Consider the following 17557-nt stretch of genomic DNA (forward strand, 5'->3'; position numbering starts at 1 on the left):
CCGGCTTCTGTGGGAGGGGGCTTGCGTTTAGCTGAGCGGCATTGAGGCTACCACCGGTGGTTAGTCGTGAAGGCTCTTTGCGGCGCTCAGCAACCCCTGGAACTTGCGATAGCGCGCCGCCAACACCGGCTGCTGCGTCAGGTCTGGCTTATACCGCGCCTTGACCGGCATGCCCGCCGCCAGCAACTCCGCGCCTTGCCCAATCGCCATAAACCCCAGCTTCGCCGCGCCGATGCACGCGCTCAATTCGCTGCCGTGCAAGGTAAAAATGTCTCGCTGGAGGATATTGGCCAACAACTGCGCCCAGTACCCGCTGCGGGCACCGCCGCCTACCAGGGCGCAGGCTGTCACGTCGGCACCGGCCGATTGCACCGCGCGCAGTGCATCCAGCAGGCCGAAACCCACGCCTTCCATCACCGCATACCCGAGCATCGCCGGGGTGCAGTCATGCCCCAGGTTCATAAAGCCGCCCCGCAACAGGGGATCGTTATGCGGCGTGCGCTCCCCGGCCAGGTAGGGCAAGAACAGCGGTGTGCCCAGCGGCACGGGTTGGCCGATCGGCAACTGCGCCTGCACCTGCTCCAGCAGCGCCTGTTCATCGGCCGTGCCCGTGAGCCGTGTGACCCAACGCAGGCAACTGGCACCGGCGAGCATGGCCCCCATGGTGTACCAGCGGTCGGGCAACGCATGGCAGAAGCTGTGCACCGCACTCGCCGGGTTGCCGGCGGCGTGGTCGGTAATCGCCACAATCGCCGCGCTGGTGCCCAGGGTAATGAAACCATCACCGGCATTGATTGCACCGATGCCCACGGCGGCCACCGGGTTGTCACCGCCACCGCCGGCAATCACCACTTTGGCGGGTAAACCCAACCCGTTCAGGGTAACCTCGGCACTCGCCGCACCGCCCTCCACCAACCTGGGCAACTGCGCGGGTTCAAGGCCGGTAGCGCGCACCATGGGCGTGAACCAGTCGCGCCGCGCCACATCCAGCCACAGCGTGCCGGCGGCGTCCGACATCTCGCTGATGCGTTCGCCACACAGCCGCAAGCGCAGGTAATCCTTGGGCGAGAGCACGCAGTCGAGGGCGTTGAACACCTCCGGCTCATGGCGTTGCAGCCACAGCAGCTTGGGCGCGGTGAGCCCGGCCATGGGCAGGCTGCCGGTCACTTCGGCCAATTCAGGCCCCAACTGTTCGGCCTCGGCGACGGCGCGCGAGTCGTCCCACAGAATCGCCGGGTACAGCACGCGGTCGTCAGCGCCCAATAACACCGCACCGTGCATTTGCCCGGACAGGCCGATACACGCCACGCGGGCAAACGCTTCATGGCCGCGCAATTGCTCCAGCGCCTGCAGACAGGCCTGCCACCAGTCCTCCGGTGCCTGCTCGGACCAGCCGCTATGGCGCCGCGACACGCTCAAGCGCACGCCGGTGTGCGCCAGCACGGTTCCATCCAGGCCCATGAGGATGGCTTTGAGTTCGGAGGTACCCAGGTCAATGCCAAGGGAAACAGGACAGTTCATAGACGTGTTATTCCAATTTCGAACAGCCACAGGAGTTACGTAATTGCAGGGTCGGTGCCAGGCGCACGCTTTGCGGCGGGGCGTCGGGCGATGCCATGCGGTGCAGCAACAGGTCGACGGCGCGCGCCCCCAGCGCCTTGACCGGCTGTGCGATCAGGCTGAGGCGCGGCACGAAAAAATCGGCCCATTCAAAATCATCAAACCCCACCAGGGCCATCTGCCCCGGCACCTCAATGTGCGCGTCTCGCAGGGCATGCATCGCGCCGAGTGTCATCAGGTTATTACCGGCCATGATCGCGGTGGGTGGCGATGCCAGCCCCAACAGTTGCACCGTGGCCTGGCGTGCCGGCTCGGTATTGGAGCCGCCGTTGACCAGCAACTGCGCGTCGAACGCCAGCCCCTGCGCCTGCAACGCCGCACGATAACCGGCCACCCGCTCATCGGTGGTGCTGAACCCGCCGCGCCCGGCGATAAACCCGATACGTCGATGCCCGTGAGCAATCAGGTGCTCAATCAGGGCCTGGGTGGGCTGGATATTCTCCACCCCGACCTGATCGAACTGCTCGCTCATCATCCGATCCACCAACACCGCCGGAATCTCGTTGGTCCGCAGATATTCCAAGGCCAATGAGCCGTTCGACGGCGCCAGCACAATGCCGTCGACCCGCCGATGATGCAGCGCCGTGACCACCCTCAGCTCTTGCTCCGGGTCGTCATGGGTGTCGACAAACAGCATCATGTAACCGTGTTTGGCGCACTCGGTTTCAATCGCGTGCACGGTTTCGCTGAAGTAGTGGTTGGACAGCGCCGAGATCGCCACGCCGATGGTGTTGGTGCTGGAACGGGCCAGCGAGCGCGCCAGGGTATTGGGAATGTACCCCAACGCCTGGATCGCCTGCTGCACCGCCAGCACCGTAGCCGGGCTGACTTTGCGGGTGCCGTTCAGCACATGGGACACGGTCGACGTCGACACCCCCGCCCGGCTTGCCACGTCGTCCATGGTGACCATGGCGCTGCTCCTCTCTGTCAACGCAGCGGGATCAATGCTTGCTCGACCAGCCGCTGTACGTGCCGACGTTGTCGCGGGTGATCAGTTTTGGCGTCAGCAGGGTCACCGCTTCGGCTGGGGCTTTGTCGTTGAGCAGGTCGTTGCCCACGCTCACTGCGGTCTGGGCCATGGCCCACGGGTCCTGGCTGGCGGAGGCCTGGATCTGCGTATCGGTCTTCAGGGCGTTCTCGATATCCGGCGCACCGTCTACCGAGGTAATGATGATGCCGCTGCGCTTGAGCTGCTTGGCCGCCAGGTCGCTGCCGATGGCCTGCGGGTCGTTGATCGCGAACAGGCCGTCGATTTTCGGGAAGCGCGTGAGGTAACCCTGCATCACGTTCAAGCCGCCTTCACGCGAGCCCTTGCCGTCCTGGTCGTCGGACAGCACCTTGATCTCCGGCGCCCCGGCCAGCGCGGCTTTACAGCCTTTGACACGGTCGGTCACGGCGGTCACCTGCGGGCCATTCTGGATAATCACATTGCCTTTGCCCGAGAGTTTGTCCACCAGGAACTGGCAGGCCAGCTTGCCGGCTTCCACGTTGTCGGTCTGCACCGTGGCGTTCACCCCCTTGGCGTCCACATCCACGGCCACCACCACGATACCGGCGTCCCGCGCTTTCTTGATCGCCGAGGCCATCGCGGACGGGTCGACGGCGTTGATCAGAATCAAGTCGACCTTGGACGAGATGAAGTTATCGATCTGTGAGAACTGCTTGCTCAAGTCATAGTCGGCGGACACTGAAGTGACCTTGACGTTGGGATTCAGCTCTTTGGCGCGAGCGGTTGCACCGTCGGCCAGCGTCACGAAATACGGGTTGCCGAGCGAGCCCATGCTGATGCCAAGGGCCTTGAGTTCACGCGCTTCGACGGCTTGGGACATCAGGGCAGCCAAAGCAACAACGGGAAATATGCGTTTGAAGTTCATGCGGGTCTCTCTTGTGATTGTTGTATGAGTGAAATCAGGTACGCGCACCAGACTGGCGATAACGATCCAGCGCCACCGCGCCAATGATCACGATGCCCTTGATGATGTACTGCCAGATATCCGACACCCCCAGCAGCACCAGGCCATTGGTGAGCACCGCGATAATCAGCGCGCCGATCAGCGTGCCGCCGATGGTGCCGACGCCGCCGGTAAAGCTGGTGCCGCCGAGGATCACCGCGGCAATCGCATCCAGCTCATAGGATTGTCCCAATTGCAGGCCATTGGCGGCGAACAGGCGCGAGGCGCTCATCACCGCGCCGAGCCCGGCCAATGCACCGGACATGGCGTAGACGAACAGCAGCACCTTCCACACCTTGATGCCCGACAGACGCGCCGCTTCCGGGTTGCCGCCCACCGAATAGATCTGCACGCCCATCACCGTGCGCCGCAGGATGAACCACGACAGCGCCACCACCGCCACGGCGATCACCACCAGCCACGGCACCCCTAAGATCGAGTCATTGCCGATAAAGGCAAACGGCAAGTCGGGGTTGAATACCGTCTTGTCGTCGGCCAACAGGCGCGCCAAGCCACGCATGGCGGTAAGGGCGCCGAGGGTGACGATAAACGGCGGCAGCCGCATAAAGGCGATCAACCCGCCGTTGACCAAGCCCAGCAACAGGCCAAAACCAATCCCGGCGGCGATCCCGAACATACCGAATTGCGGCGACATAGAGGCCTGCAACGCCACGACCGCCGACGCCGCCAGAATCGCCCCCACCGACAGGTCGATGCCCGCCGTGAGAATCACAAAGGTCATGCCCGCCGCCAACACCACGTTGACCGAGGCCTGCTGGGTGATGATCGACAGGTTCTGCATGGTCAGGAAGTTTTCGCTGGCCAGGGCAAAGCCCACCAGCAACAACACCAGCACCGGCAACATGCCCACTGTGCGCATCAGTTCACGTGCGCGCTCTGCCCTGCCTATTGTTTGTTTTGTTGCAATCATCGAATCAGCCATTGGCAACCACCTGATCGCCACCGGTGGCGAGGTCAATAATACGTTCCTGGGAAATAGCGTGGCCCGAGGCCCCGCCCACTTCGGCCACCAATTGGCCTTCGCGCATGATCAGCACCCGGTCGCAGGTGCCGATGATCTCCGGCAGCTCGCTGGAGATCACCACAATGCCGACACCGGCCTGGGCCAGTTGATTGATGATGCGGTAGATCTCGGACTTGGAGCCGATGTCCACGCCCCGCGTGGGTTCGTCGAGGATCAGCACATGCGGCTTGACCTCCAGCAGCCGCGCCAGCAACACCTTCTGCTGGTTGCCGCCGGACAACGCGCCCACATTGACCTTGCCCGACGCCACGCGGATCGACAGCGATTTGATCGCCTCATTCGCGCGTTGCGCCGCGTGGCCAAGGTCGAGCACGCCGCCGGCACGCGCATCCGGCACACAGGCGCAGACGTTGATGTTGTCGGCCACGCTCATGTCCAAAAACAGGCCCTGGGCTTTGCGGTCTTCGGTGAGGTACACCACGCCGGCGCGGATCGCATCGGCCGGGGTGCGCAGTTGGGTGACGGTCTTGCCCACCACTTCCAGGGTGCCGCTAGTACGCGGGTCGGCGGCGAAGATCAGCCGCGCCAACTCCGTGCGCCCTGCCCCCACCAGGCCGGCGATGCCCAGCACTTCACCGCCGTGCAAATCAAAGCTGCAGTTGCGCACGCGCTTGCCGTCGGCCATGTCCCGCACACGCATCACTACGTTGCCGGGGTTGTAGGCGGCGTGTTCCTTTTTATAGAAACCGGACAGGTCGCGGCCCACCATCATTTTCACCAGCACCTCGGCCGACAACGCGTCGCGGGTCAACTCGCCGATGTACTGGCCGTCACGCAGCACCGAAACCCGGTCGGACAACTCATAGATCTCGGCCATGCGGTGGCTGATATAGATAATCGCCAGGCCCTGGCCGCGCAGTTGTTTGATCAGCGCAAACAGCCGGTCGGTCTCGCGGGACGACAGCGGTGTGGTGGGTTCGTCCATCACCAGGATCCTGGCGTGGGCATGCAGGGCGCGGGCGATTTCCACCAACTGACGCTCGGCAATCGACAGGCTGCTGACTTTGGTCGCCGCGGTGAATTCCGCGCCCAAGCGTTGCAGCACCTCCTTGCAACCGTCCTGCATGCCCTTGCGGTCGATGGTCCAGCCGCGCCGCAGTTCACGGCCCAGGTAGATATTCTCGGCCACGCTCAGGTTCGGGCACAGGCTCAATTCCTGATAGATCACGGCGATGCCGAGGGCTTTGGCGGTGGCGGGGTTATAGGTGGCGATGGCTTGGCCACCGATGCGGATTTCGCCGCCGGGATCGGCCTGGTAGGCCCCGGAGAGGATTTTCATCAGCGTCGATTTGCCGGCGCCGTTCTCCCCCATCAAGGCGTGGATTTCGCCGGGGTAGACCTTCAGGCCGACGCTTTTAAGCACGCGCAACCCATTGAAGGTTTTGCTGATGCCCTGCATCTCGAGCAAGGGTTCAAGGCTCATGGGTGAGCTCCTGGATTTATTATTTTTGTAGGTCGGCTCCCTTTGAATCAGAGCCGATTGCCACCGACTCTAATTCAGATACATTTGCTTACGCAAGCGCTTGCGTCGCCCGTTTGTCGCTAGAAGAAACGTTTCACCCAGCGCTATAAGCGTAACTTTCGCATTTCTAACGTTTTGGCAGCATTCGCGTCAGGGTGTTATCCCGCACCCAGTAATGGTGGAACAACCCAGCGGCCGCGTGCAGGCCAATCAGCCAGTAGCCGGTACTGCCCAGCCACTCATGCCAGTGCTTGAGTTGCTTGGCGTGGTCCGGGTCTACAGCCACCAGCGACGGCAGCGCCCATTCGAAATACGGCACCGGCTTGCCCGCGGCGTTGAGCATCAGCCATGCCAGCAACGGCGTGCCGATCATCAGTGCGTACAGCGCCAGGTGCATCAGGTGCGCCACGACGGTCTGCCAGGCCGGTGGGCGCGGCAAAATGGCCGGGCGCGGCGCGAGGCGGCCCAGCAGACGCAGCCATACCAGCGCGAAGATGCCGAGACCAAACAGCGCATGGCCGCCCAGCAACAGCCCCTTGAGCGCGTGCCCTCGAGGCAACAGGCCCTTGAGTTCGATACAGGCGTAGACGCCGACAAACAGCGCCAGCATCAGCCAGTGCAGGGTCATCGACAGACGTGTGTAGCGCTGGGTCAGCAGATGTTCGCTCATGAAAGGGCAACCTTGTGCGGAAGTAGAGGCCGTGTCCGGCCTGGGAAAGTCGGCGCCAACCTGCCTGCACAGTCTTAAGGCAGTCTGAAGATCGACAATACCGCTGACTTTTCCCACCTTCAGACTTCGTTAAGAAACGCCGCTGATACTCCTCCCAACTTCACTTGGGAGGCACACCACCCATGCCCCGGATCGATTGGAACATCCCCTTGCCGCTGCTGTTCGGCCAGCCCGACAGCACCACCCTGCAACTTGCCCGCGCCCTGCCCCATGACCGTGAACGTGCGGCCTTCGAGGCGTTTATCCAGCAACGTTTTCGCCTGGCCCACGGCGCCGATATCCGGCACTTCATGCCGCAATTGTTCGGCGTCAGCCAGGTCGGCGGCGAGCTGTGCGCCGTCGCCGGGGTCCGCCTGGCGGGGGCCGAACCGCTGTTTTTGGAGCGCTACCTGGATCATTCGATCGAGCCACTGATCAGCGCTGCCGCCGAACGCGCGGTGGAGCGCAGCGCCATTGCCGAAGTGGGCAATCTGGCGGCCAGCGATACCGGCAGCGCGCGCCTGAGCATCATCGCCATTACCTGGCTGCTGGCCATGGCGGGCCTGGAGTGGGTGGCGTTCACCGGCAACGTCGGTCTGGTCAATAGCTTCCACCGTCTGGGTTTGAAGCCCGTCACCCTGTGCGCCGCCGACCCGCAGCGCCTGGGCGACGAGCGCCATCACTGGGGCAGTTATTACGAGAGCCAGCCCTGGGTGCACGTCGGCAATATCCGCGCCGGCTTCGTTCATTTGCGCAACGTGGGCCTGTTTTCACGCCTGGGGTTGCCCACGCTTCTAGAGGACACTAGCCATGTCGCCTGAAACCCGTCGTTTCCATGCTGTACTGCGTGGCTATGCCGAACGCAACGACGGCGCTGTCGCCCTGTGGGGCGACACGCTGAAAATCAATTACACCGCGCTGTTTGCCGAAGTTACCTACCGCCAGGAACGCCTTCGCGATGAGGGGGTCAAGGTGGTGGCCCTGGCCCTGGACAACGGCGTCGACGCCATCTTGTGGGACTTGGCGATTTTGTTTGAAGGCCTGACCTGCCTGACCTTGCCACCGTTCTTCAGCCCTGCCCAGCGTGACCATTGCCTGGAACAAAGCCACGCCGAGCGGGTGATCGCCGAGCCTCATTTGGACGCTGAGTTACACGCTGGCGGGTATCGCAAAACCGGCGAGTTCTGGTGCCGCGCGTTTGAAGGTCGGCCGTCAATGCCGTCTGGCACCGCCAAGCTGACCTTTACCTCCGGCACCACCGGCACGCCCAAAGGGGTGTGCCTGAGCGCCGACAGCGTGCTGCGGGTCGCGCGTGAGTTGCACCAGGCCAGTCATGCCAGTGATCCACGCCATCACCTGGCGCTGCTGCCCATCGCCATCCTCCTGGAAAACCTGGGGTGCTACGCCGCGCTGTATGCCGGTGCCACCTTGAGTGTGCCGAGTCAAAAAAGCCTGGGCATCCAGGGCGCCAGTGCGGTGGACGCTGCACAGTTGCTCGGTTGCCTGGCGCTGCGCCAGCCCCACAGCCTGATTCTGGTCCCGCAATTGCTGCTGATGCTGGTGATTGCCGCCGAACAGAAGGCGTTCAGCCCCCACGGCCTGCGCTTTGCTGCGGTTGGCGGCGCGCGGGTGTCCAAGGCGTTGCTGCACCGCGCCGGACAACTCGGCTTGCCGGTCTACGAAGGCTACGGGCTGTCGGAATGCGCTTCGGTGGTGAGCCTCAATCGTCCCGAGGCGCAGCGCCCGGGCAGCGTCGGCAAACCCTTGCCCCACGTTGAGATCCGCCTGGTCGAGGACGGTGAAGTGCTGATCAAGGGCTCAACCCTGCTCGGCTACCTGGGTCAGGCCGAAGCGCCCGGAGAGTGGTGGCCCAGCGGCGACCTCGGCGCCTTTGATGCCGATGGGTTTCTTTACCTCAAGGGCCGCAAAAAGCATCAATTCGTCACCAGTTACGGGCGCAACGTCAACCCGGACTGGATCGAAGCCGAACTGACCCAGAGCGGCGTGATTGCGCAGGCCTTTGTCTACGGCGAGGCCCAGCCGCACAACCACGCCCTGCTTTGGCCACTGCGCGCCGATTGCACCGAGGCACAGCTGCAGGCGGCCGTGGACGCGGCCAACAGCGGCCTGCCCGACTACGCGCACGTGCACCGGTGGACGCGTCTGGATCAACCGTTCAGCGCCGCCAACGGCTTGCTCACCGCCAATGGCCGCCCACGGCGCGACGCCATCGTCGCCCGCTACCAAACCCTGCTTGCCCCTGCCTTGAACGAGGAAATGTCATCGTGAACTTTTTCGATACGCTCCAAGATGCCACCCAGCACGAACGCCAGGCCCTGTTCAGCCTGCCCATCATCCGCGATGCGCTGGAGGGCAAGGTCAGCCTGGAAAGCTACCGCGCCTTCCTGGCCCAGGCCTATTACCACGTTCGCCATACCGTGCCCCTGATGATGGCCTGCGGCGCTCGCCTGCCGTCGCGCCTGGAGTGGCTGCGCAAGGCGGTCTGCGAATACATTGAGGAGGAGTACGGCCACGAGCAGTGGGTGCTCAATGACATTGCCGCCTGCGGTGGCGACGCCCACGCGGTGCGTGAGGGCCGCCCCGGTTTGCCCATCGAGCTGATGGTCAGCTACCTGTATGACCTGATCTCCCGTGACAATCCGGTCGGTCTGTTCGGCATGGTCAATGTGCTGGAAGGCACCAGCATCGCCCTCGCCACCCATGCGGCCGGGAGCATTCGCGAGCGCCTGCATCTGCCGGAAACGGCGTTCAGCTACCTTAGCTCCCACGGTTCGCTGGACATTGGCCATATGCAGACCTACCGCGGCTTGATGAACCGACTGGATGACCCGGCCGACCAGGCCGCCGTGATCCACGCGTCAAGGGTGGTCTATGCGCTCTACACCGACATGTTCCGCACCCTGCCGCGCATCACGGAGACGCAACATGCGCCTGTCTGACGCGCGCGTGGTGCTGACCGGCGCCAGTGGCGGGATCGGCCTGGCGATTGCCGCCGTGCTGTGTGCCAGTGGCGCCCAGGTGCTGGCGGTGGCACGTCATCGCGCCCCTTTGGAGGTGTTGCTCGCGCAGTATCCGCAGCAGCTGTGCTGGGTGAGTGCCGACCTGACCTTCCTCGCCGACCGGCGCAAGGTGCTGGCGGCGGCCGATGCCATCGGTGGCGTCAACCTGCTGATCAACACCGCCGGGATCAACCACTTCGCGATGCTTGAGCAACTGGACGACAGCGAAATCAGCGGCATGCTGGCGTTGAACATCACCGCGCCGATCTGCCTGACCAAGCTGTTGCTGCCGCAACTCAAGCTCGCGCCGAGCGCCATGGTGGTCAATGTGGGCTCCACCTACGGCTCCATCGGTTACCCCGGCTACGCCACCTACTGTGCCACCAAGTTTGCACTGCGCGGGTTTTCCGAAGCCCTGCGCCGCGAGCTGGCCGACACCCGCGTGGGCGTGTTGTACGTAGCGCCACGGGCGACGCGTACGCGCATGAACAGCCCGGCGGCGCAGGCATTGAACGACGCGCTCAAGTCCAACGTCGACGACCCGCACACCGTCGCCTCGGCGGTGATCCAGGCCATCCTCAAGGATCGTCGCGACCTCTACCTGGGCTGGCCGGAGCGCTTCTTTGTGCGCCTCAACAGCCTGCTGCCAAACCTGGTGGACCGTAGTTTGAGCAAACAACTGCCACTGATTCGGCGCTTGAGTCACACACCTATCGATAAGGACCCCATCCCATGAAACGACTTTTTGCCGCCCTGCTGTTCACCCTGTTGAGCCCTCTGACCTGGGCAATGGACGCCGCCGACCAGCAACGCCTTACCGAAATCCAGACCCGTTGGGCACACATCCAATACAACCTGCCTGAGGAACAACGTTCCAAAGCCTTCGAACAGCTCGCCAGCCAGACCACGGCGCTTACCACGCAGCGCCCCCAGGCCGCCGAAGCGTGGATCTGGTCCGGTATCGTCACCAGCAGTTGGGCCGGCGCCCAGGGCGGGCTTGGGGCATTGAGCAAGGTCAAGGCGGCCAAGGCCGACCTCGAAACAGCGCTGGCCCTGGATCCCAAGGCCCTGCAGGGTTCGGCGTATACCAGCCTGGCGGCGCTGTACGACCGCGTGCCCGGCTGGCCCATCGGCTTTGGCGATGCGGACAAGGCCGATGCGTTGCTCAAACAAGCCTTGCAACTCAACCCGACGGGCATTGATAGTCTGTACTTCTGGGGCGATCACCTGTACCGGCAAAAGCGCTACGCCGAAGCGCGTGACGCCCTGCAAAAGGCCCTGCTCGCCGCACCACGGCCGGGGCGCGAAACTGCCGATGCCGGGCGCCGCAAAGAGATCACCGACCTGTTGGCCCAGGTCAATCAAAAACTCAACTGACAGGAGTCCATGTGCGCCTATTACTGATCGAGGATGATGTGGCGCTGGGGGAAGGCATCCAGCAGGCGCTGGTGCGTGAGGGCTACACCGTCGACTGGCTGCAGGACGGCGGCAGTGCCTTGCACGCCTTGCTCAGCGAAACCTTCGATGTGGTGGTGCTCGACCTGGGCCTGCCACGCATGGACGGACTGGAGGTATTGCGCCGCCTGCGCGACAGCGGCGCCGTTGTGCCGGTGTTGATCCTCACTGCACGGGACGCCACCGAAGACCGCATCGCCGGGCTGGATGCCGGCGCCGACGATTACCTGATCAAACCCTTCGACCTGTCGGAACTCAAAGCCCGCCTGCGCGCGCTGCTGCGGCGCAGTGCCGGGCGCGCGCGGGTGCTGATCGAACACGCCGGCATCTGCCTGGACCCCAGCACGCAACAGGTCACCTACCACAACCAACCGGTGGTGCTGACCCCTAAGGAATACCAGTTGCTGCACGAACTGCTCTCCCCGCCCGGCCGCGTGATGACCCGCGATCAGTTGATGCAGTTGCTTTACGGCTGGAACGAAGAGGCGGAAAGCAACACCCTGGAGGTGCATATTCACCACCTGCGCAAGAAATTTTCCAGCGAGTTGATCCGCACCGTGCGCGGGGTGGGCTACCTGGTGGAGGAGCGTGGATGACCTCGATCCGGCGGCGCACCCTGACCCTGATCATCGGCCTGATGCTGACCGGCCTGCTGGTGATCAGTTGGCTCAACCTGCACGACAGCAACCACGAAATCGCCGAAGTCTACGACGCGCAATTGGCGCAGAACGCGCGGCTGTTGCAGGGCGTGATGAGCATGCCGCTGGGCGGCAAAGACCAGGCCGAGCTGTATCGCGCGTTTAACAAGGCCTTGGGCAACGCCGTGCCTAAGCTGGACGGGCATCCTTACGAAAGCAAAATCGCCTTCCAGGTATGGAACCCCCAGGGCGAGCGCCTGGTGTTTACCAGCAGCGCGCCAGCGCTTGCGGCGCCTCCCGAGACTGCCGGGTTCGGCAACGTCGAGGATGTCAGCGGTCGCCAATGGCGCGGTTTCGTGCTCAAGGACAAGGACAATGGCCTGCGTATCTGGGTGGGTGAACGTGACGACGTGCGCTCGGACCTGGTGGGCCGCATCGTGCGCCATACCCTGTGGCCCAACGTGTTGGGCAGCCTGATCCTGGCCGCATTGGTGTGGCTGGCCATCGGCTGGGGCCTCAAGCCTCTGGCCGATATGGCCGCCACCCTGCGCGCCCGCCATTCCGGCTCCCTGGAGCCGATGCAACTCACACCCCTGCCCACGGAGCTGGAGCCGATGCAGGCGGCGTTGAACCGCATGCTGGCGCAAATCCAGGACATGGTCGGCCGTGAACGGCGCTTTATCGCCGACGCCGCCCATGAAATGCGCACGCCCCTGGCGGTGCTGCGGGTGCATGCGCAAAACCTGCTGGAAGCCGGTACCGAGACCGAACGGCGTGAATCCCTGGCCTTTTTGATCAGCGGCGTCGACCGCACCAGTCGCCTGGTTAATCAGTTGCTGACCATGGCGCGCCTGGAGCCCAGCGACGAGCATCTGCCTGTGCAGGCCATCGACCTGGCGGCGGCAGTGCGCGAAACGCTGATTCAACTGACACCCTGGCTGCTGAGCAAAGGCCTTGAACTGGTGTTCGACGTGGACGCCGCCGCCTATGCCGCGAGTACCGATGCGGTGGCGATCAATATCGCCCTGACTAACCTTGTGACCAACGCGGCCAACTTTTCACCGGAGCACGGCGTAATCACGGTGGGCTTGCGCAAACACGCCAACCGCTTCGCGCTGACCGTGGACGACCAGGGGCCCGGCATTGACGAGAACGAGCGCGACCGGCTGTTCGAACGGTTCTACAGCCGCGGCAATGCCCAGGGCGCCGGCCTGGGCCTGACCATCGTGCAAACCATCGCCCAACGTCTGGGGGGCCGGATACACCTGGAAAATCAGGCATCCGGAGGCTGCAGAGCCATCCTGGAGATCCCCGGTGATGCGCCGTAGGCGCAGCCGTCACGCGGCCACGGTTCCCAGCCACATCGCCCCGGTCAGCAGCAACTGCCCAGGAATCACGTAGGCCGCAAAACGCCGGCCGCCGGTGACCCAGGCCACCAAACATTTGCTCAACGCGTTGCAACTGATGGCCAGCAACACGGGGGTGGACGCGGCAACCAGCGTCAACTGGCCGCTGCTGGCCAGTGCTGCAATCGAGGCGGTCGAGGCATGGGCATCGGCGAAGCCAGCCAGGGTGGCGCTGACAATGACCCCCATTTGGCCGAAGTGATAGAGCATCACTGACGACACAACGCCAATGCCCGTCAGTGTCAACACCATGATCAAGGCCAACTTGAGGTCGAACGCGCCGCCAACCTGAACCGGCTGGCCGGTGGGCGCGGTGCGCGCTCGCAGCATCACACCCAGCGCATACAGTGCGGTGGCAGCCAGGCCCGCCAGCAGCGGCCAGGCCAATTGGCGCAGTAATGCAGGCTCCACGGCGCCCAGAATCAAAGCGGCCTGGGTCATCGTTGCCAGGTTCGACAGAATGGCGGCTGCCGCCAGGGTTCGCAGGTGGTCCGGCTCTTTGAGCGCCCTATGCCCCATGGCGGCGATGGTCACGGTACTGGACGCAAACCCCGAAGCGATGGCCCCGATGGCATACCCGTAACGGGGGCCCAGAATGCGTTCCGCCACGTGCCCCACCGCGCCTACTGCCATCAACATCACCGTCAACGTGCAGATGGTGCGCGGGTTCACCGCCTCGTAAGGGCCGATAAATCGATCCGGTGCCAATGGCAGCACCACCAACGCCACAACCAGCAGCAACAGGCCGTCGCGCATTTCTGCATCGGTCAATTGGCTGCGGGCGAAATCGTGCAGTTTCTGGCGGTAGACCAGCAAACCGGCCATCACCACGCCAATCGCCGTCGCCAGCGCAGGCGACGCGGCACACAGAGCGCCCAGCACCAGGACAGTCAACAAGGCGACTTCACTGGTGATGCCTGGGTCTTTGTCCTGACGCTTCCAGTAAGCCGTACTCACCAGCACGGCCAGGCACAGCGCGATCAGCCCAAGCAACAGCGCACCGCCGACTTGTTGGGTGACATAGCCCAGCAAACCGGTGATGGAATAGGTACGCAAACCGGCAAACGCGCGGTGTTCGCCCTCGCCTTTATGGCGCTCACGCTCCAGCCCCACCAGCATGCCGATGCCCAGCGCCGCGGCGGCGCCGGCAATGCCCAGGGTTTGCGTCATGCTGTGCCCCTATTACACGCAAGTGTGCGGTGGGTTACCAGACTGCACCGCAACGGCACGATACGTGTTGATCATGGTCAACGACGCGCCGCACCGCTCGACCGACCGTCGCCCGGCCGCTCCCCCCTGCGCGCCCCTTGATGCAGGTCAATTCAGGCAAGGCGCCTGGGGCGATGATCAACCAGAGGCGTCACGGCCCAAACCCCTTCGTTGCCACGGGAGATCAGCATGTCTGCTCAAGCACGTTTCCTTTTATTGGTTTCACCGTTGATGGAACACAGCCCCGCCCTGGAAAGAGCCGCCGCCCTGGCGAAAGCCGAAGGCGCCGCGCTGCATATCCTGGCCTTCGACTACCTCGATGGCCTGGCAACCGCGGGCCTGGTGAACGAGCAGGCATTGGAGCAGATGCGCCTGGGGTACGTGGAGCGCCACCACCAATGGCTGGAGGACCAGGCCAGGCCGTTGCGCAAGCTCGGGCTGACGGTCACCACCGAAGTCGCGTGGGTCGAACACCCGCTCAAGGAGTTGCTGCTGCGCCTCAAGGAAGAACCCATGGACCTGGTGATCAAGGCCCTGGAGCAGGAATCGTGGCTGTCGCGCCTGGTATTTACGCCGCTGGACGTGCACCTGTTGCGCGAATGCCCGGTGCCGCTGCATTTTGTGCGTCAGGTCAAACATGCGTTGCCGCGCAAAATCGTCGCGGCGGTCGACCCGTTTCATCGCGACGGCCGCTACGAGGGGTTGAACGACCGTATCCTGCATGAAGCGACAAAACTGGCCATCGCGTGCGATGCCGAGGTAGAAGTGGTGTATGCCCACGACTTGTCCGACCTGAGCGCCCAGGAGTATGGCTTTGGCAGTGGTGCGGGGTTTTTCTCTTCACAGGCCGCCAAGCTGCTGTTCGACGAGCAAGGCAAGACTTTCGACGACCTCGCGGCGCGCAACGGCATCCCGCCCGAACAGCGTCACATGATCCTCGGCAGCCCGGCCCGTGTGCTGTCCAGCTATGCCGATGCTTACAATGTCGACGTTATCGTCATGGGCCGCGTCGGCCATCACGGCCTCGATCGCCTGCTGGGCAGCACCGCCGAATCGCTGCTGTACAAGATGCCGTGCAGCGTCTGGATGGTCTCCCCCGAAGTTATCGATTGAGTACCTGACGCACCTGTCAAGGGCGGCGCTCTGCCGCCCTATTGAATTTCTGCCCATCCAATTGAGTGCAGCGACACCGCGCCGTGCGTGGTATCTGCTATTGTCAGGGCACTTCATGTCCTCCCCGTCGCCTTCGAGCGACTTTGTGTGAGCATGCTCTGCGCCCTCGCCTGACGACGACGGCGGGCCTGAACCCCATGGAACGCACAAGCGATGGACACTCCCCCGCCCTTACCGCCGCAGTCACGCGCGGAAAAAATCGTCGAGTTCAAACGCCAGAAAACCCTGCTCAAGACCGGTGCGCTGCAAGACGCCATCTTTAACAGTGCGTACTTTTCCAGCATCGCCACCGACGAAAAAGGCGTGATTCAGATCTTCAATGTCGGCGCCGAACGCATGCTTGGTTACGCCGCCGCCGACGTGGTCAACCGCATCACCCCTGCCGATATCTCCGACCCCGCCGAGCTGATCACCCGCGCCGCCGCCCTCAGCCTGGAACTCGACACGCCCATCACGCCAGGCTTTGAAGCCCTGGTATTCAAAGCCTCGCGCGGCATCGAGGACATCTACGAGCTGACCTACATCCGTAAGGACGGCAGTCGCCTGTCGGCCATGGTCTCGGTGACCGCATTGCGCAACCGCAGCGACACGATCATTGGCTACCTGCTGATCGGCACCGACAACACCGCGCGCAAACAGGAAGAGGCCCAGCGCAAACGTTTTGAGCGCGCGCTGGAAGAAAAAAACCTGGAGCTGGAACACGCCAGCCGCATGAAGTCCGAATTCCTCGCCACCATGTCCCATGAACTGCGCACGCCGTTAAACGCGGTGATCGGTTTTTCCGAGGCGTTAAAGGACGGGCTGGTGGGCGATATGAGCGATACCCAGCGTGAATATATCGGCGACATCTTCACCAGCGGCCAGCACCTGCTGTCGCTGATCAACGACATTCTCGACCTGTCCAAAGTCGAGGCCGGGATGATGGACCTGGAGCTTGAACCGGTGGAACTGACCGGTTTGCTTGCCAACAGCCTGCTGATCGTGCGGGAAAAGGCCGCCCAGCAGCGTATCCAGTTGAAGCTCGACAGCCAGGGCGACCTGGGCACTCTGATGCTTGATCAGCGCAAGACCAAACAGATCGTCTACAACCTGCTGGCCAACGCGGTGAAGTTCAGCGCGCACGCAGGCTTTGTGAACCTGGTGGTGCGCGAGGTCAGTCGTGATCAAGTCGGGCAGGTGCCGGGCGATTGGCCCGTGCACGGCTTTGCCCTGCAGCCCAGCGTGCACCAACGCTTTCTCGAATTGAGCGTAAGCGACACCGGCATCGGTATTGCCGCCGCTGACATGGGCAAGCTGTTCAAGGCGTTCAGCCAGATCGACAGCAGCCTGGCACGCCAATTCGAAGGCACCGGCCTGGGCCTGGCGATGGTCAAGCAACTTACCGACCTGCACGGCGGCAGTGTCGCCGTGGCCAGCCGTGAGGGCCTGGGTGCCCGTTTTGTGGTGTGGCTGCCGCTGCACCGCGCCAAAGCTACGGAGGCAGCATGGCCACAATCCTGATCGTCGAGGACAACGAAGCCAATATGCGCCTGGCGCGCCTGCTGCTGATCAACGCCGGGCATAGCGTGCTGTGGGCCGCCGATGCCGAAACCGGGCTGGCCATGGCCCGTGAGCAGAAACCGGCCTTGATCCTCATGGACATCCAGCTGCCGGGCATGGACGGCCTGGCCGCGACCCGCTTACTCAAGCAAGACCTGAGCACCGCACACATCCCGGTGATCGCCCTTACTGCCATGGCGATGAAGGAAGACCGCGAAAAGACCCGGCTCGCCGGTTGTGATGCGTATGTGATCAAACCCCTGCGCTACAAGGAGCTGTACCAGGTGATCGATACCCTGCTGAACCCAACCCTCACACCTCCTGTATGA

17 protein-coding genes are annotated in these 17557 nt (G+C 63.5%); 10 read left to right on the top strand and 7 right to left on the bottom strand.

The features are described 5' to 3' along the window. Window positions 1-60: 60 nt before the first annotated feature. From xylB to AB4O23_RS18290, 6 genes are all read right to left on the bottom strand, one after another. Window positions 61-1521 (bottom strand): xylulokinase, encoded by a 1461-nt coding sequence (gene xylB, locus AB4O23_RS18265; protein WP_065879088.1) that lies wholly within the window; start codon window positions 1519-1521, stop codon window positions 61-63. A 7-nt stretch (window positions 1522-1528) separates the two neighbouring features. Next, window positions 1529-2530, bottom strand: coding sequence for a LacI family DNA-binding transcriptional regulator (locus AB4O23_RS18270; protein ID WP_460150218.1), 1002 nt, complete (start codon window positions 2528-2530; stop codon window positions 1529-1531). Window positions 2531-2561: 31 nt separating this feature from the next. After that, window positions 2562-3494: an ABC transporter substrate-binding protein gene (locus AB4O23_RS18275; protein WP_065879090.1), complete on the bottom strand. Its 933-nt coding sequence runs from the start codon at window positions 3492-3494 to the stop codon at window positions 2562-2564. Window positions 3495-3528: 34 nt separating this feature from the next. After that, window positions 3529-4515 carry an ABC transporter permease subunit gene (locus AB4O23_RS18280; protein WP_026067484.1) on the bottom strand — a complete coding sequence of 329 codons (987 nt, stop codon included), beginning with the start codon at window positions 4513-4515 and terminating at the stop codon, window positions 3529-3531. Further along, window positions 4508-6040: a sugar ABC transporter ATP-binding protein gene (locus AB4O23_RS18285; RefSeq protein ID WP_017530662.1), complete on the bottom strand. Its 1533-nt coding sequence runs from the start codon at window positions 6038-6040 to the stop codon at window positions 4508-4510. Before AB4O23_RS18285 ends, AB4O23_RS18280 begins: the two co-directional genes overlap by 8 nt. Before the next feature lie 166 nt (window positions 6041-6206). Continuing rightward, a complete protein-coding gene (locus AB4O23_RS18290; RefSeq protein WP_065879092.1) occupies window positions 6207-6749 on the bottom strand; it encodes a cytochrome b in 543 nt (180 codons plus the stop codon). Window positions 6750-6931: 182 nt separating this feature from the next. Between AB4O23_RS18290 and AB4O23_RS18295 the strand changes: the two genes are divergently transcribed. Genes AB4O23_RS18295 through AB4O23_RS18325 form a run of 7 tightly spaced genes read left to right on the top strand, consistent with a single transcriptional unit; the run spans window position 6932 to window position 13229 of the window. After that, window positions 6932-7609 (top strand): thermostable hemolysin, encoded by a 678-nt coding sequence (locus AB4O23_RS18295; protein WP_017530660.1) that lies wholly within the window; start codon window positions 6932-6934, stop codon window positions 7607-7609. Beyond that, entirely contained in the window at window positions 7599-9077 is a 1479-nt protein-coding gene (locus AB4O23_RS18300; protein ID WP_460150221.1) for an AMP-binding protein, read from the top strand. The genes AB4O23_RS18295 and AB4O23_RS18300 overlap by 11 nt, the downstream gene beginning before the upstream one ends. Then, window positions 9074-9748 (top strand): TenA family transcriptional regulator, encoded by a 675-nt coding sequence (locus AB4O23_RS18305; RefSeq protein WP_017530658.1) that lies wholly within the window; start codon window positions 9074-9076, stop codon window positions 9746-9748. The genes AB4O23_RS18300 and AB4O23_RS18305 overlap by 4 nt, the downstream gene beginning before the upstream one ends. Next, window positions 9735-10544 (top strand): SDR family oxidoreductase, encoded by an 810-nt coding sequence (locus AB4O23_RS18310; protein ID WP_065879094.1) that lies wholly within the window; start codon window positions 9735-9737, stop codon window positions 10542-10544. The genes AB4O23_RS18305 and AB4O23_RS18310 overlap by 14 nt, the downstream gene beginning before the upstream one ends. Continuing rightward, window positions 10541-11185 carry a tetratricopeptide repeat protein gene (locus AB4O23_RS18315; protein ID WP_017530656.1) on the top strand — a complete coding sequence of 215 codons (645 nt, stop codon included), beginning with the start codon at window positions 10541-10543 and terminating at the stop codon, window positions 11183-11185. Before AB4O23_RS18310 ends, AB4O23_RS18315 begins: the two co-directional genes overlap by 4 nt. Before the next feature lie 11 nt (window positions 11186-11196). Further along, window positions 11197-11859, top strand: coding sequence for a response regulator (locus AB4O23_RS18320; RefSeq protein ID WP_017530655.1), 663 nt, complete (start codon window positions 11197-11199; stop codon window positions 11857-11859). Beyond that, window positions 11856-13229: a sensor histidine kinase gene (locus AB4O23_RS18325; RefSeq protein ID WP_017530654.1), complete on the top strand. Its 1374-nt coding sequence runs from the start codon at window positions 11856-11858 to the stop codon at window positions 13227-13229. The genes AB4O23_RS18320 and AB4O23_RS18325 overlap by 4 nt, the downstream gene beginning before the upstream one ends. A 9-nt stretch (window positions 13230-13238) precedes the next feature. On the opposite strand, the gene AB4O23_RS18330 is transcribed toward AB4O23_RS18325, so the two are convergent. Next, window positions 13239-14477: an MgtC/SapB family protein gene (locus tag AB4O23_RS18330; RefSeq protein WP_017530653.1), complete on the bottom strand. Its 1239-nt coding sequence runs from the start codon at window positions 14475-14477 to the stop codon at window positions 13239-13241. A gap of 228 nt (window positions 14478-14705) precedes the next feature. On the opposite strand from AB4O23_RS18330, the gene AB4O23_RS18335 reads away from it, so the two are divergent. The 3 genes from AB4O23_RS18335 to AB4O23_RS18345 all read left to right on the top strand — a co-directional run bounded on the left by AB4O23_RS18335 (window position 14706) and on the right by AB4O23_RS18345 (window position 17557). Further along, complete coding sequence (locus AB4O23_RS18335; RefSeq protein ID WP_026067483.1) at window positions 14706-15629, top strand: universal stress protein; 924 nt, start codon at window positions 14706-14708, stop codon at window positions 15627-15629. Window positions 15630-15842: 213 nt separating this feature from the next. Further along, a complete protein-coding gene (locus AB4O23_RS18340; protein ID WP_065879095.1) occupies window positions 15843-17189 on the top strand; it encodes a sensor histidine kinase in 1347 nt (448 codons plus the stop codon). Next, the gene (locus AB4O23_RS18345; protein ID WP_017530650.1) at window positions 17174-17557 is read left to right on the top strand and encodes a response regulator; all 384 of its coding nucleotides are present in this window, start codon (window positions 17174-17176) and stop codon (window positions 17555-17557) included. Before AB4O23_RS18340 ends, AB4O23_RS18345 begins: the two co-directional genes overlap by 16 nt.

The organism is Pseudomonas sp. H2_A10, from assembly GCF_054680085.1.